Raw genomic sequence first — 14,356 nt, 5'->3', positions numbered from 1 at the left:
CATGGCACGGGACTTCTACGAGGTGCTGGGCGTGTCGCGGACCGCGAGCCAGGACGAGATCCAGCAGGCATATCGCAAACTCGCCCGCAGGTACCACCCGGACGTCAACAAGGACCCCGGGGCGGAGGAGCGCTTCAAGGACCTCAACGAGGCGTACAGCGTCCTGTCCGATCCCAAGACCCGAGCCCGCTACGACCGCTTCGGCGAGGATTTCCGTAAGATCCCGGAGGACTTCGACGAACGGGTCGCGGCGGGAGCGGGCGGCGGCTTCCGCGGTCGGAGGACCGCAGGCGGTGGCGGTCCTCGCGTCCGGTACGCCACCGGCTTCGGCGACGACTTCGGCGCGGAAGGCATCGACATCGAGGACCTGCTCGGCTCCATGTTCGGAGCCGGCACCGCCCGAGGCGGCGTCCCCGGAGCGGACCAGGAGGCCGAACTGCCGCTCACCGTCGAGGAGGCGTACCGAGGCGGCCGTCGCACCGTCACACTCGCCGGCCCCACCGGGCAGCCGCGGCGCTACGAGGTCGACGTGCCACCGGGCATCACCGACGGGCAGCGCATCCGGCTGGCGGGTGAGGGTGGCCGGGGCAGTGGTGACGCCGCCGCGGGCGACCTGTACCTGCGGGTGCGTATCCAGCCCCACCCCCGGTTCCGGCTGGACGGCCGTGACGTGCACGTCCAGGTCCCGGTCGCCCCGTGGGAGGCGGCCCTGGGTGCGACCGTGCCGGTGCCCACGCCCGGCGGCGGCACGGCCAAGGTCACGGTGCCCGCGGGTTCGTCCAGCGGCCGGCGGCTGCGGCTGCGCGGCGAGGGCATGCCGAACCCGCGGGGCGCGAACGGCGACCTGTACGCCGAACTTCGCGTCATGGTGCCTCCCGCCCTCGGCGACCGGGAGCGCGAACTATTCGAGGAGCTCGCCGCCACTTCCTCGTTCGACCCCAGGAGGACGCGATGAACGACCGACCCGCGGGAGCGGGAGGCACCGGCCGGGCCGGCGTGGGCGCCCGTCCGGTACGAACGGGCGCCGACATCACCGCCTCGACGGCTGTCCGGTACGCGCTCGTGCCCGTCCCCAGGCTCTCCCTGGCCGCCGTGGCCCGTCGCTCGGGCCTCCACCCCGATCTGATCCGCCGGTTCGTCGCCCTCGGCCTGGTCGACGCCGAACGCGACGCCGCGGGGCACCTGGTGTTCGACCCCACGGCCCCGGCGGTCCTTGCCCGCATCCAGCGGCTGCGCACCGGACTCTGCCTCAACTACGCATCCATCGGCCTGGTGCTCGACCTGCTCGACCGCATCAGCCTGCTCGAAGCCGCCCTGCGCGGCCGCGGCACGAGGAGTGAAACACCCCCATGGACATGAACCGTCTCACCCAGAAGTCCCAGGAAGCCCTCCAGGAGGCCCAGAGCGCGGCCGTCGGCATGGGGCAGACCGAGGTCGACGGGGAACACCTGCTGCTCGCGCTTCTCGATCAGGAGGAAGGTCTGATCCCACGGTTGCTGCAACAGGCCGGCACCGAGCCGAAGGAGCTGCGCGCGGCCGTGCGCGAGGAACTCTCCCGCCGCCCGAAGGTCACCGGTCCCGGCGCGGCACCCGGCCAGGTCTTCGTCACTCAGCGCCTGTCCCGCCTGCTCGATGCAGCCGAGCGGGAGGCCAAACGCCTCAAGGACGAGTACGTGTCCGTGGAGCACCTCCTGCTCGCCCTGGCCGAGGAGGGCTCGGCGACCGCCGCCGGACGGCTGCTCAAGGAGCACGGCGTGACCCGGGATTCGTTCCTGAGCGCGCTCACCCAGGTCCGCGGCAACCAGCGCGTCACCTCCGCCAACCCTGAAGTGGCCTATGAGGCTCTGGAGAAGTACGGCCGCGACCTCGTCCTCGAGGCGCGGTCCGGGCGGCTGGACCCGGTCATCGGCCGTGATGCGGAGATCCGCCGCGTCACCCAGATCCTCAGCCGCAAGACCAAGAACAACCCCGTCCTCATCGGCGATCCCGGCGTCGGCAAGACCGCCATCGTCGAGGGCCTGGCCCAGCGCATCGTTCGCGGCGACGTCCCCGAGGGCCTGCGCGACAAGACGGTGTTCGCTCTCGACATGGGCTCCCTGGTCGCCGGCGCCAAGTACCGCGGCGAGTTCGAGGAACGCCTCAAGGCCGTCCTGTCCGAGGTGAAGGCCGCCCAGGGACGCATCCTGCTCTTCGTCGACGAACTCCACACCGTCGTAGGCGCGGGCGCCGCCGAAGGGGCCATGGACGCGGGCAACATGCTCAAGCCGATGCTCGCCCGCGGCGAACTCCACATGATCGGCGCCACCACCCTCGACGAGTACCGCAAGCACATCGAGAAGGACGCCGCCCTCGAACGCCGCTTCCAGCAGGTGCTGGTCGACGAGCCGAGCGTGGAGGACACCATCTCCATCCTGCGCGGACTGCGCGAACGCCTCGAGGTCTTCCACGGCGTGAAGATCCAGGACACCGCACTGGTCTCCGCGGCCACCCTCAGCCACCGCTACATCACCGACCGGTTCCTGCCCGACAAGGCCATCGACCTCGTCGACGAGGCGTGCGCCCGGCTGCGCACCGAGATCGACTCGATGCCCGCCGAACTCGACGAGATCACCCGCCGCGTCACCCGCCTGGAGATCGAGGAGGCGGCCCTGTCCAAGGAGACCGACGCCGCCAGCAAATCTCGTCTGGAGGAACTGCGCAAGGAACTGGCCGACCTGCGCGGTGAGGCCGACGCCAAACACGCCCAGTGGGAGGCCGAACGGCAGGCCATCCGCCGCGTGCAGGAACTGCGCCAGGAACTGGAGCAGGTCCGCCACGAGGCGGAGGAGGCCGAACGCGCCTACGACCTCAACCGCGCCGCCGAACTCCGCTACGGCCGCCTCCAGGACCTGGAGCGCCGACTGAAGGCCGAGGAGGAGCAACTGGCCGCCAAGCAAGGGCAGAACCGGCTGCTGCGCGAGGTCGTCACCGAGGAGGAGATCGCCGAGATCGTCGCGGCCTGGACCGGCATCCCCGTCGCCCGTCTCCAGGAGGGCGAACGCGAGAAACTGCTGCGCCTCGACGAGATCCTGCGCGAGCGCGTCATCGGCCAGGACGAGGCCGTCAAGCTCGTCGCCGACGCCATCATCCGCGCCCGCTCCGGCATCCGCGACCCCCGCCGCCCCATCGGCTCGTTCATCTTCCTCGGCCCCACCGGCGTCGGGAAGACCGAGCTGGCCAAGACCCTCGCGGCGGCCCTGTTCGACTCCGAGGAGAACATGGTCCGCCTCGACATGAGTGAGTACCAGGAGCGGCACACCGTCAGCCGGCTCATGGGCGCACCACCCGGATACGTCGGCTACGAGGAAGGCGGCCAGCTCACCGAGGCCGTACGCCGCAAGCCGTACTCGGTCGTGCTGTTCGACGAGATCGAGAAGGCGCACACCGATGTCTTCAACACCCTGCTGCAGGTCCTCGACGACGGCCGCATCACCGACTCCCAGGGCCGCACCGTCGACTTCCGCAACACCGTGATCATCATGACGTCGAACATCGGCTCCGAGCATCTCCTCGACGGCGCCACCGCCGAGGGCGAGATCAAGCCGGACGCCCGCGCCCTGGTGATGGGCGAGCTGCGCGGGCACTTCCGCCCGGAGTTCCTCAACCGCGTGGACGACATCGTGCTGTTCAAACCGCTCGGCGAACGGCAGATCGAGCGGATCGTGGAGCTGCAGTTCGACGAGCTGCGCCGCCGGCTCGCCGAACGCCGCATCACCGTCGAACTCACCGCGGCGGCCCGGGAATTGATCGCCCACCAGGGCTACGACCCGGTGTACGGGGCCCGGCCGCTGCGCCGCTACATCTCCCACGAGGTCGAGACGATGGTCGGGCGCGCCCTGCTGCGCGGTGACGTCCAGGACGGCGCGACGGTCCGCGTCGACGCCGAACACGGAGAGCTGGTGGTCACCTACGACCAGCCCGAGGACGTGAAGGGAGCGCGGGCGGCATGAGCACGATGCAGGCGACGACCGTCAGTTGCCCCCACTGCGGGCGCACCAACCGGGTGCCCGTGGCCGCGGAGGGCCGCCCCAGGTGCGGCCACTGCAGGCAGCCCCTGCCGTGGATGGTGGACGCGGGCGACGCCGACTTCACCGAGGTCGCCGAGCGGGCCGACGTCCCCGTCGTGGTCGACCTGTGGGCCACCTGGTGCGGCCCCTGCCGCATGGTCAGCCCCGCACTGGAGAAGGTCGCCACCGATCTCGCCGGCCGAATCAAACTCGTCAAGGTCGACGTCGACAAGAACCCGCGACTGTCGCAGCGTTTCGAGGTCCAGGCCGTACCGACACTGCTGATCCTCGACCGGGGCGAGACGGTCGCCCGGCAGGCGGGGGCGGCGCCCGCCCCCGTTCTGCGCCAGTGGGTGGAACAGTCGATCACCGCCCGGAAAGGGTGATCCGGATGACCCTGCACGCAGACCCCCACCTCGCGCTCGTCCGGCCGGTCCAGCCGCTGACCCCAGAAGGGTGTCAGGAGTGTCTGACGCTCGGCTCCCCGTGGGTCCACCTGAGGCTCTGCCTGACCTGCGGGCACGTCGGCTGCTGCGACTCCTCGCCGAACAAGCACGCGCGCAGGCACGCGGCTGCCGACGCTCACCCGATCGTGCAGTCGTTCCAGCCCGGCGAGGAATGGCGCTGGTGCTACGTTCACGAGGCGTTCGTCTGATGTCCGGCGACCAGTCGCTGCCGGGCGAAGAACCGGTGCCGGAGAAAGCGGACGGGGCGGCCTTCTGGGAGACCCCGGACATCTACGGCGCGTATCCGCGCCTCACGGAGGACCAGACAGCACGGCTGGCGGAGCACGGGCAACGCCGGACCATGGCTCCGAACGACGTACTGATCCGGGAGGGGGAGCGCTGCGAGACGTTCTTCGTCGTCCTCAGCGGTACGGTCGCCGTCGTCGAGGACCACGGCACTCCCGAGGAGCACGTCCTGCGCGTGCACGGCCCCGGTCGCTTCATCGGCGAACTCGGCCTGCTGTACGGACAAGTGGCCTTCTACACCGCTGTCGCCAGGGAGCCGGGCGAGGTCCTCGTCGTCTCCTTGGACCAGTTGCGCCACCTGGTGTCCGAGGACTCCACCATCGGGGACACCGTGCTGCGTGCCTGTCTGTGCCGTCGCGCGCTGCTCGTCGGACAGGGCGCCGGCTTCCGCATCATCGGCTCGCGCTACTCGCCCGACACCAGACGGCTGCGCGAGTTCGCCGTCCGCAACCGGCTGCCGCACCGCTGGATCGACCTGGAGACCGACGAGGAGGCCGAGGAGCTGCTGCGCCGCTTCGGCGTCGACCCGGCGGAGACACCACTCGTCATCTGGCGGGACACCACCCTGTTGCGCAACCCCAGCAACGCCGAACTGGCCCGGCTCATCGGCCTGCCGTCACTACCCGCCGGAAACCGTCACGGCGACGTCCTCATCGTGGGCTCCGGACCCGCCGGCCTCGCCGCCGCGGTGTACGCCGCCTCCGAGGGCCTGAGCACCACGGTGGTGGAGGCGATGGCCACCGGCGGCCAGGCCGGCACGTCGTCCCGCATCGAGAACCTGCTCGGCTTCCCCTCCGGCGTCTCCGGCGCCGAACTCACCGAACGCGCCGTGCTCCAGGCCGACAAGTTCGGCGCCAGGATCAGCATTCCGCTGGAGGCGACCGGTCTCCATCCCAAGGACGACGACCACTACGTCGTGGCGTTCGCCGACGGCAGCGAGATCGCCGCCCGCGCCGTCGTCCTGGCCATGGGTGCCCGCTACCGCCGGCTCCAGGTGCCCGGTATCGAACGCCTGGAGGGAACGAGCGTGCACTACTCGGCGACCGTCTACGAGGCCCAGCAGTGCCGCACCGACCCGGTGGCCGTCGTCGGCGGAGGCAACTCGGCGGGCCAGGCGGTGCTGTTCCTCGCCGGGTACGCGCCGAAGGTGCACCTGCTGGTCCGAGGAGCCGGCCTTGAGGCCAACATGTCCCGCTACCTGGTCGACCAGGTCGAGCGCCATCCGCGGGTGGAGGTCAGCCTGCACACCGAGGTCACCGAGGTCATCGGCCAGGAAGTGCTGGAGGAGCTCGACGTGGTCGACAACCGCACGGGCGGGCACCGCCGGCTCGCGGTACGGAGCCTGTTCGTCTTCACCGGCGCGGAACCTCACACCGAGTGGCTCGCCGGCACCATCGCCCTCGACTCCCGCGGCTTCGTCCTCACCGGGCCGGAGGCCCAGGAAGCCTGCGCTTCCCCCGAGGTGTGGCACGGCCGCGGGCGCTCGTGCATGACCCTGGAGGCCAGCCTGCCCGGGGTCTTCGCGGTAGGGGACGTCCGCAGCGGCTCGGTGAAGCGGGTGGCCTCCGCCGCCGGTGAGGGCGCGATGGCCATCCACTTCGTGCACCGGCACCTGGGGCACTCGGCCGTACCAGGAACCACGGGCACGTCGGCTGTCGCGGGCCACTCGGACGTCTCCCCACGCATACGTCACAAGGAGTCCGCATGGCTCGCATGACGCATGGCGGACGACGAGATCACGAGAAGGAAGAAGGAGGCGATGGCGATGGCCATGCCCGTCCGGCGCCACCGCGGTGGCGGCCTGCAGGAAAGGCCCGTCTGGGCACCCACCCCTGTCAATCCCCTGGCCGAGTTCGACGAACTGCTCAACCAGATGAGCGGCCTGCTGGAGTCGACGGTGGGCGCGGCACCCGCGGTTGCGTGGACGCCTCTCGCGGACGTGTCGGAGTCCGAGGACGCGTTCCACATAGAGATCGAACTCCCCGGAGTGAAGAGCAAGGACATTGACGTAGAGGCCAACGGTCCCGAACTCGTGGTCAGCGGAGAGATCAAGGAGCGGGAGCGCAAGGGTGTCCTGCGCCGCAGCACCCGCCGCGTCGGAGCCTTCGAGTACCGCTTGCGGCTGCCCGGAGAACTGGACACCCACAAGATCAAGGCTGAGATGCAGGACGGAGTGCTCAGCATCACCGTCCCCAAGGCCGACGTCGCAAAGCCGCGGCACGTCGAGATCACCGAGACGAGCGGAAGCACCGAGAGCAGCGGCTGAGACGCGGGCACCGCGGTTGACAGCGCGGGCCGCTCTGCGTGCGCTGTGGTCCAAGCGTGATGGGGACGCCTTCACTTCTCCACCCACCGGGCACACCCGGTGGACGTACCAGGACGTTCCTGAAGCCCGGGTGCGCACAGCAGCCGACGCCTATGGGGCCACGGTGAACGACATCTGCTTGGCTGGGCTTGCGCAGGCACTCCGACGCTGGCACGCCCTTCACTCGACGACCGGCCAGGGCTGCCCCGACGTGCAGGCTCTCGTACCGATGACGCTGCGCCAGGAACACGAGACGCATGCCCCCGGCAACCGGCTGGCCGCCGGGCATCTGACGCTTCCGTGCTCCGCGGCGCAGTTCGAGCAGGCTGTTCGAGACGTCCACCATCAGATGAGTACCGCACGAGCCACCCGGCAGCGCGACGTTATGCGCCTGGCCATGCGGCTGATTCCCGCCCGCCTGGGGGCGCATGCGTGCAATCGGTTCACTGCCGGGGAAGCGGCTCCCGTCATCGCGAGCACCGTCGTCTTCCCGAGGACCTTCACGTGTATGGGAGGACGCCTGCGTGCCGCGTCGATCTTCACCGACCTCTCCAATGACCAGGTTTGTTACGCGTCGTTCACCAGGGCCGCGGGTGTCGTCAGGTGCGGGGTTATCTACGACAGCGCACTCGCCCAAGGTCACTCCGTCCCGGGTTTATGGGCAGCCGCGATGGCTTCCGGTTGCTGATGCCTCTCCAGCATCGGCCGGGCCATCCCCAGCCAGCGTGATGCGCTGCTGCTGACCCCGGTTCGCAGGTCGCTCTGGACCAGATCGCGCAGGTGAGAAGCCTGCTCGCCGTGGCGCACGATGTTCTGGTAAGCCTTCGTTTGAGAGGCATGCCGATGTACAATCCACGACGCCCTTGACCCGCAAAAAGCAGGCAGGGAGCAGACAAACCGGGAGTTTCTCCATGCTGCGCACCATGTTCAAGTCCAAGATCCACCGCGCCACCGTCACCCAGGCCGACCTGCACTACGTGGGATCGGTGACCATCGACGCCGACCTCCTCGACGCCGCCGACCTGCTGCCCGGTGAGCTGGTGCACATCGTCGACATCACCAACGGCGCCCGGCTGGAGACGTACGTCATCGAGGGCGAGCGCGGGTCCGGGGTGATCGGGATCAACGGGGCGGCGGCCCACCTCGTGCGTCCCGGAGACCTGGTGATCATCATCAGCTACGCTCAGGTCACCGACGCCGAGGCGCGGGAACTGGAGCCGCGGATCGTGCACGTCGACGGCGACAACCGGATCGTGTCCCTCGGTGCCGACCCCTCCGAGCCCGTCCCCGGCTCGGACCAGCGGCGCAGCCCGCAGGCCGTCCGGGCCTGACCGGGGGACCGCGCCGGACCGGACCAGGAGCGTGCCGAGCCATGAGCGAGACCGGGATCCGCGACGACCGGGCGGCGGGCCGCCTCGAGGCCGTAAACGAGGGTGAGGTCGTCGGCCGCATCGAGTACTTCGTCCTGGAGTCGCCCGGCCGCGCCCTGGTCCCGGTCCACACGATCGTCGAGCCCGCCCATGAGGGCAGGGGCATCGCCGGCTCCCTCGCCCGCGAGCTGTACGCCCTCGCCGAGCGCGAGGGCGTCCCGGTGGCGCCGCTGTGCCCGTACGTCGTCCGGTGGGCCGAGCGGCACCCCGAGGTCGCCGCACCGGCCGATCCGCGGCTGACGGAAGCCGCCAAGGACTGGCTCCGGGCCCACCCCGGCCGGTTCTGAGCGGCGGCTCGCCCTGCCGGGTGAGTGACCAGGGGTCCTTCGGGTAGGCGGGGGAGTAGTCCAGAGGCGACGTCCAGCGACTGCCCGGAGGACACCATGACGAACCCGCATCCCGACCCGGTCCCGCCGGGGCCGGCACCGGGCCCAGGACCCACCCCGCCGGACCCCTACCCGAGCCCCGTCCCACCGCCCGAGCCGGTCCCGCAGCCCACACCACCCCCGCCGGGCCCCAGCCCGACCCCGCCCCCGGTCCCGCCGGATCCCTCACCGTCCCCGATCCCGCCGGGCCCGGAGCCGGTCCCGAACCCCGAGCCGGGCCCGCCGCTCACCTGAGGACCCGGTCGCCGTACGAGGGGCGCGGGGAGCTGCGCGCCCCGGCCACGATGCACCCGCAGCCGCGCGACGGACAGTTCCCCCACCCTCTTGGGCGCACGGAAAGCTATGCGGAAACCTCGGACCGGTCCCCACCCCACAACGTGTGGAACGCGCCCTCCCGGTCCACCCGCCGGTACGTGTGCGCCCCGAAGAAGTCCCGCTGCCCCTGTGTGAGGGCCGCAGGCAGCCGCTCCGCCCGCAGCGCGTCGTAGTACGCCAGCGCCGCCGCGAACCCCGGCGTCGGGACCCCCTGCCGCGTCGCGGCGATCAGCACCTCCCGCCAGTCGTCCTGCGCGTCCGCGATCTCACGCGCGAACGTCTCGTCCGACAGCAGGCTCGGCAGGTCGGCCCGGGCGTCGTACGCGGCCCGGATGCGGTCCAGGAACGCGGCCCGGATGATGCAGCCGCCCCGCCAGATCGAGGACACCGCACCGAGGTCGATGTCCCAGCCGTACTCCTCGCTGCCCGCGGCGATCTCGTGGAAGCCCTGCGTGTACGACACGATCTTCGACGCGTACAGCGCCTGCTCGACCCGGTCGGCGAACGCCGCCGCCTCCGACTCGCCGAGTGCGGCCGGCGTCGGCCCCGCGAGATCCCGCGAAGCGGCCCGCAGCGCCGCGTGCCCGGACAGCGACCGGGCGAAGACCGCCTCGGCGATGCCGGACACCGGCACGCCCAGGTCCAGGGCGATCTGCACCGTCCAGCGGCCGGTGCCCTTCTGCTCGGCCTGGTCGACGACGACGTCCACGAACGGCCTGCCGGTCGCCGCGTCCACATGGGACAGCACCTCGGCGGTGATCTCGATCAGGTAGGAGTCCAGCCGGCCGGTGTTCCAGGTGCGGAAGATGTCCGCGATCTGCGCCGGCGTGTACCCGGCGACATCGCGCAGCAGCTGGTACGCCTCGCCGATCAGCTGCATGTCGGCGTACTCGATGCCGTTGTGGACCATCTTCACGAAGTGCCCGGCGCCGTCGGGACCGCAGTGCGTGACGCAGGGGGCGCCGTCCGCCGCCTTCGCGGAGATCTTCTCCAGCATCGGGCCGAGGGAGGCGTACGACTCCTTCGAACCGCCCGGCATGATGCTCGGCCCGTGCAGGGCGCCCTCCTCGCCGCCGGAGATGCCCGTGCCGACGAAGTGGATGCCCCGCTCGCGCAGTTCCCGCTCCCGGCGCCGGGTGTCCGCGAAGTGCGCGTTGCCACCGTCGATGATCATGTCTCCGGGTTCGAGGAGCGGCGCGAACTCCCGGATCACCGCGTCGGTCGGCTCGCCCGCCTTCACCATGATCACCAGGCGGCGCGGGCGTTCCAGGGCCGCCACGAACTCCTCGGCGGTCTCGGCCGCGACGAAGTCGCCCTCGTGCCCGAACTCCTCCACCAGCGCCTTGGTCCGCGAGACCGTGCGGTTGTGCACGGCGACCGAGTAGCCGTTGCGGGCGAAGTTCCGGGCGAGGTTGCGGCCCATGACCGCGAGGCCCGTGACACCGATCTGCGCTGAAGTGCTCATACCGCCTGCTCCCTGGTTGCCTCGTGACTACGGCTCCGTCAGTACGGGTCCTCGCCCATCCTGACGTGCCGCTCCGGCGAACGCACATCCGGCCCGCCACGCTTGTGTACGGGGCGACGGCGCCTTCGCCTCACCCTCCGGCGGTTCCGCCCACAGGCCGGCGGCGATCCGGGTCAAGACAGGGCCGTTCCCGGCCACTTGTGCGGTGCGGGAGGCCGGTTTTCCGTCTTGTCATGGCCTGTTCGTGGCGCTTACTTTTGCCCCTCCTGACGCATGCCGAGGGGAATTCGGACATGGCCGTACGCGGCCGGCATCGCCGGTACCAGCCGAACAGGATCAACCGCGCCTCACTCACCGTCACGGCGGGCGGCGCCGGCCTCGCGATCCCGCTGGTCGCCGTCGGCACGGCCGACGCGGCCGACGCCTCCACCTGGAACAAGGTCGCCGCCTGCGAGTCCAGCGGCGACTGGAGCATCAACACGGGCAACGGCTACTACGGCGGGCTGCAGTTCACCGAGTCCACCTGGGCGGCGTACGGCGGCACCCGGTACGCCCCGCGCGCCGACCTCGCGACCCGGGGCCAGCAGATCGCCGTGGCCGAGCGGGTCCTCGACGGGCAGGGGCCGGGCGCCTGGCCGGTGTGCTCGGTGCGGGCCGGGCTGGGCCGGGGCGACGCCGGCCCGGGTCCGCACACGGACAGTGCCGCGACCCGGGCCGGGAACGCCGGGAAGAAGACGGCGGTACCGGACGTACGGCCGCAGACCACCCCGCAGTCGCGGGCCGGCCGGGCCGAGATGTACACGGTGGTGCACGGCGACACGCTCTCCGGCATCGCCGGCGAGCACCACGTCCGCGGCGGCTGGCGCGGGCTCTACGCCGGCAACCGCGCGACGATCGGTTCCGATCCCGACCTGATACTGCCGGGCCAGCGGCTCAGCCTGCGCGGCACGGCCGCCGGCTCCCCCACGTCCCCGGCGAAGGACGCCAACTCGCTGAAGGGGAAAGCCCCTTCACGGCACCGGGCCGCACCGCACCACACCGGGTCCACCGGCCGCACGCTCGTCGCCCCCGTCGACGCGCCCATCGGCACCGGCTACCGGGTGGCCGGCGCGCACTGGTCGAAGGGCTACCACACCGGCGTCGACTTCCTCGTGCCGACCGGCACCGCGGTGCAGGCCGCGGAGGCCGGGCAGGTGGTGGCCGCGGGCTGGGGCGGCTCGTACGGCTACCAGGTGGTGATCCGGCACGCCGACGGCCGCTACACCCAGTACGGCCATCTGTCGGCGATCTCGGTGCGGACCGGGCAGACGGTCGGCGCGGGGCAGCGGATCGGCCGTTCCGGAGCCACCGGAAACGTGACCGGCCCGCACCTGCACTTCGAGGTGCGGACCGGACCCGGCTTCGGCACGGACATCGACCCGCTCGCCTATCTGCGGGCCGGCGGCGTCAGGATCTGACGCAGGTACGGGCCGGGTCCAGGACGGGCCGCGCCACGGGGACGTGCGCGGGCAGCGCGGGGTACGACGCGGGGAGCACGGGGTCGCCGGGCGGCTCGGAGCCGTCGGCGTCCTCCCCGCCGCCCGGTCGCGGCATCAGCAGGTCCCGCGGCACCGGCTCGCCGAGCACTCCCTCGGGCTCCGGGGCGCCGGCCCGCTCCGGCTCGGCCTCGGCTGCCGCTCCCCGCTGCTGCGGTACGTCGAGGCGGGCGCCGGCCACGGCGGCGGCCGTCGCGGCGGCCTCCACAGGGGAATCGGCAAGGGATGTCGCAAGCGAAGCCGCAGGGGCGGGCGCCCCGCTGTGCTCGATGCCGTGCTCGATCCGCTCGGTGGTCAGCATGATCAGGCCGCCCGCCGCCACCACACCGCAGGTCACGGCGAGCGCGGCGCCCGTGCCGCCGTGGCGGAACGTCTCGCCGAACATCAGGGTGCCGACGGCGGCCGCCAGCACCGGGTTGACCACGGTCAGCGTGGCCAGCGGGGCGGCGAGACCGCCGCCCCGGTAGGAGGCCTGGGACAGCAGGACGCCGGCGACGGCGAACAGGCCGATCACCGCCAGGGAGGGCAGCGCGGACAGGCCGACGCCGTGGGTCCAGTCGACGGCGACGGTCTTGGTGAACACCGACGACATGCCGAACGCGACACCGGAGGCGGTGGCGAACAGCACACTGCGCACCGCCGGGTGCCGGTGCGCGGCCAGCCCCGCGCACATCAGCGCCACGACCGCGCCGCCGGTGACCAGCGAGACCGCCACCCGCTGGGCCGCGTCGAGGGAGTGGGTGTCGGAGGAACCGACCAGGGACAGCAGACCGGCCAGGCCCACCGTGGCCATGACCGCGCCGCGCCAGGCGGTCGCCCCGGCCCCGCGGCCGACGAACAGCGCCGCCATGGGCAGCGCGAAGACGATGGTCAGCGCGCCCAGCGGCTGGACGAGGCTGAGCGGACCATAGGCCAGCGCCACCACGTGCAGCACGCCGCCGAGGCCGTTGAGCGTCAGCGCCCCCCACCAGCCCGGCCGGCGCAGCGGCAGGTACGCGGGGGCCGGCGAGGACATCGCCACCTGCTCCTGGACGATCGCGCCGGCCGCGTAGGCGAGGGCGGACACGAACGACAGCAGCACGGACAACGCGAGGGCGCTCATCGGCGTCTCCTCTGCGTGGGACGGGGGCCCTGAGCCCGGCGCGGCGGACGGTCGGATCGCATGGCCAACACTCTGCCCGCCCGCGCTCTTGCCGTCGTCGTCCCTGAGCACGCCATGCGTCCTACTGCCGATGGAGTACACCGGCCGCGCGATCATCCTCGGGACGGGTGCGCAAGAGGGAGACCTGGGGCTCCGGCCCGGGAACGCGCCTGGTACCACTGCTTGTCGTGGACCTCGACCCCGCTCTCGCCGCCCTCCGCCCGCTCGGCGGTTTCTTCGTCCTGCGTACGGCCCCGGGCCCGGCCGGGGCCGCCGGCGGACCGGATCCCGGGCGGCTGCCGACACTCGCTGAGACCTACGAACGAGTGACCCGGGACGTTCACCGCGACGCCCTGAGCCAGCGCGTGGCCACGGTCGCGGACCGGCTGCGCACGCCCGAGCCGCGCGTCGCCGCCTCCGTGGCCCAGCAGGGGCTGGCCGCCCGGCTGTGGTCCGCGGCCCTCGGCAGCGCCGTGCTGTACGGGCAGTTGCCCGACCTGGACCCGCGCCTGCTGCGCTGGGACCCGTCGGCCGCCGCCCCCGACGACCTGTACCTGACCGAGCTGCGCCCGCGGCCCGGCGACGCCGCCACCCTCGCCGCCACCGTGCTGCACGGCCACCTGGAGCCGCTGCGGGCGGCCCTGCGGGCCCGGTACGGCAGCGCACCCGGACTGCTGCGGGGCAACGCCGGCTCCGCGCTCGCCGGGGCGGCCCGGGAGCTGGACCGCTGGGCCCGCGCGCACGGCCGTACCGATCTGGCCGCCCGGGCCCGCGCCCTGACGGACGAACTCTTCACCCACCCCCTCCTGCGCACCACCGGCACCCGCGCCGGCACGGCCTTCCGCCGCCGCAGCTGCTGCCTGTACTACCGGGTGCCCGGCGGCGGGGTCTGCGGGGACTGCTGCTTCACCCGGCCCCCGCGCTCTTCCCCACGGGCCGCGTCTGGGTGACCATGAAGGGGAACTGCCGCCGAGACCAGGG

General features: G+C 72.0%; 14 protein-coding genes. 12 read left to right on the top strand and 2 right to left on the bottom strand.

What is annotated here, in order from left to right; genetic code table 11:
• Position 1 precedes the first annotated feature (1 nt).
• From ACWC94_RS19880 to ACWC94_RS19835, 10 genes are all read left to right on the top strand, one after another.
• Entirely contained in the window at positions 2 to 955 is a 954-nt protein-coding gene (locus ACWC94_RS19880) for a DnaJ C-terminal domain-containing protein (protein WP_450798059.1), read from the top strand.
• Positions 952 to 1,359: a chaperone modulator CbpM gene (locus ACWC94_RS19875; protein ID WP_450798057.1), complete on the top strand. Its 408-nt coding sequence runs from the start codon at positions 952 to 954 to the stop codon at positions 1,357 to 1,359. Before ACWC94_RS19880 ends, ACWC94_RS19875 begins: the two co-directional genes overlap by 4 nt.
• Entirely contained in the window at positions 1,350 to 3,989 is a 2,640-nt protein-coding gene (gene clpB, locus ACWC94_RS19870) for an ATP-dependent chaperone ClpB (protein WP_450798055.1), read from the top strand. Before ACWC94_RS19875 ends, clpB begins: the two co-directional genes overlap by 10 nt.
• On the top strand, positions 3,986 to 4,432 hold the full coding sequence (gene trxA, locus ACWC94_RS19865; protein WP_450798054.1) for a thioredoxin: 447 nt from the start codon (positions 3,986 to 3,988) through the stop codon (positions 4,430 to 4,432). The genes clpB and trxA overlap by 4 nt, the downstream gene beginning before the upstream one ends.
• A 5-nt stretch (positions 4,433 to 4,437) precedes the next feature.
• The gene (locus tag ACWC94_RS19860; protein WP_450798052.1) at positions 4,438 to 4,701 is read left to right on the top strand and encodes a UBP-type zinc finger domain-containing protein; all 264 of its coding nucleotides are present in this window, start codon (positions 4,438 to 4,440) and stop codon (positions 4,699 to 4,701) included.
• The gene (locus ACWC94_RS19855; RefSeq protein WP_450798050.1) at positions 4,701 to 6,515 is read left to right on the top strand and encodes an FAD-dependent oxidoreductase; all 1,815 of its coding nucleotides are present in this window, start codon (positions 4,701 to 4,703) and stop codon (positions 6,513 to 6,515) included. Before ACWC94_RS19860 ends, ACWC94_RS19855 begins: the two co-directional genes overlap by 1 nt.
• A gap of 48 nt (positions 6,516 to 6,563) precedes the next feature.
• The gene (locus ACWC94_RS19850) at positions 6,564 to 7,064 is read left to right on the top strand and encodes an Hsp20/alpha crystallin family protein (RefSeq protein ID WP_450798147.1); all 501 of its coding nucleotides are present in this window, start codon (positions 6,564 to 6,566) and stop codon (positions 7,062 to 7,064) included.
• A 163-nt stretch (positions 7,065 to 7,227) separates the two neighbouring features.
• Positions 7,228 to 7,791, top strand: coding sequence for a WS/DGAT domain-containing protein (locus tag ACWC94_RS19845; RefSeq protein WP_450798049.1), 564 nt, complete (start codon positions 7,228 to 7,230; stop codon positions 7,789 to 7,791).
• Between the two features lie 223 nt (positions 7,792 to 8,014).
• The gene (gene panD / locus ACWC94_RS19840) at positions 8,015 to 8,434 is read left to right on the top strand and encodes an aspartate 1-decarboxylase (protein WP_450798048.1); all 420 of its coding nucleotides are present in this window, start codon (positions 8,015 to 8,017) and stop codon (positions 8,432 to 8,434) included.
• A 41-nt stretch (positions 8,435 to 8,475) separates the two neighbouring features.
• The gene (locus ACWC94_RS19835) at positions 8,476 to 8,820 is read left to right on the top strand and encodes a GNAT family N-acetyltransferase (protein ID WP_450798047.1); all 345 of its coding nucleotides are present in this window, start codon (positions 8,476 to 8,478) and stop codon (positions 8,818 to 8,820) included.
• Positions 8,821 to 9,259: 439 nt separating this feature from the next.
• Here ACWC94_RS19835 and gndA read toward each other — a convergent pair whose 3' ends face one another.
• Positions 9,260 to 10,699, bottom strand: a complete 1,440-nt coding sequence (gene gndA / locus ACWC94_RS19830) for an NADP-dependent phosphogluconate dehydrogenase (protein ID WP_450798046.1) — start codon at positions 10,697 to 10,699, stop codon at positions 9,260 to 9,262.
• A gap of 293 nt (positions 10,700 to 10,992) precedes the next feature.
• Here gndA and ACWC94_RS19825 point away from each other — a divergent pair, with 293 nt between their 5' ends.
• A complete protein-coding gene (locus tag ACWC94_RS19825; RefSeq protein WP_450798045.1) occupies positions 10,993 to 12,156 on the top strand; it encodes a transglycosylase family protein in 1,164 nt (387 codons plus the stop codon).
• Here ACWC94_RS19825 and ACWC94_RS19820 read toward each other — a convergent pair.
• On the bottom strand, positions 12,146 to 13,336 hold the full coding sequence (locus ACWC94_RS19820) for a DMT family transporter (RefSeq protein WP_450798044.1): 1,191 nt from the start codon (positions 13,334 to 13,336) through the stop codon (positions 12,146 to 12,148). The two genes, ACWC94_RS19825 and ACWC94_RS19820, sit on opposite strands and share 11 nt — an antisense overlap.
• A gap of 227 nt (positions 13,337 to 13,563) precedes the next feature.
• Here ACWC94_RS19820 and ACWC94_RS19815 point away from each other — a divergent pair, with 227 nt between their 5' ends.
• Positions 13,564 to 14,325: a (2Fe-2S)-binding protein gene (locus ACWC94_RS19815; protein WP_450798043.1), complete on the top strand. Its 762-nt coding sequence runs from the start codon at positions 13,564 to 13,566 to the stop codon at positions 14,323 to 14,325.
• Positions 14,326 to 14,356: the final 31 nt, after the last annotated feature.

The organism is Streptomyces sp. NPDC001135, from assembly GCF_053598395.1.
This window is presented reverse-complemented; position numbering and strand designations above follow the sequence as displayed.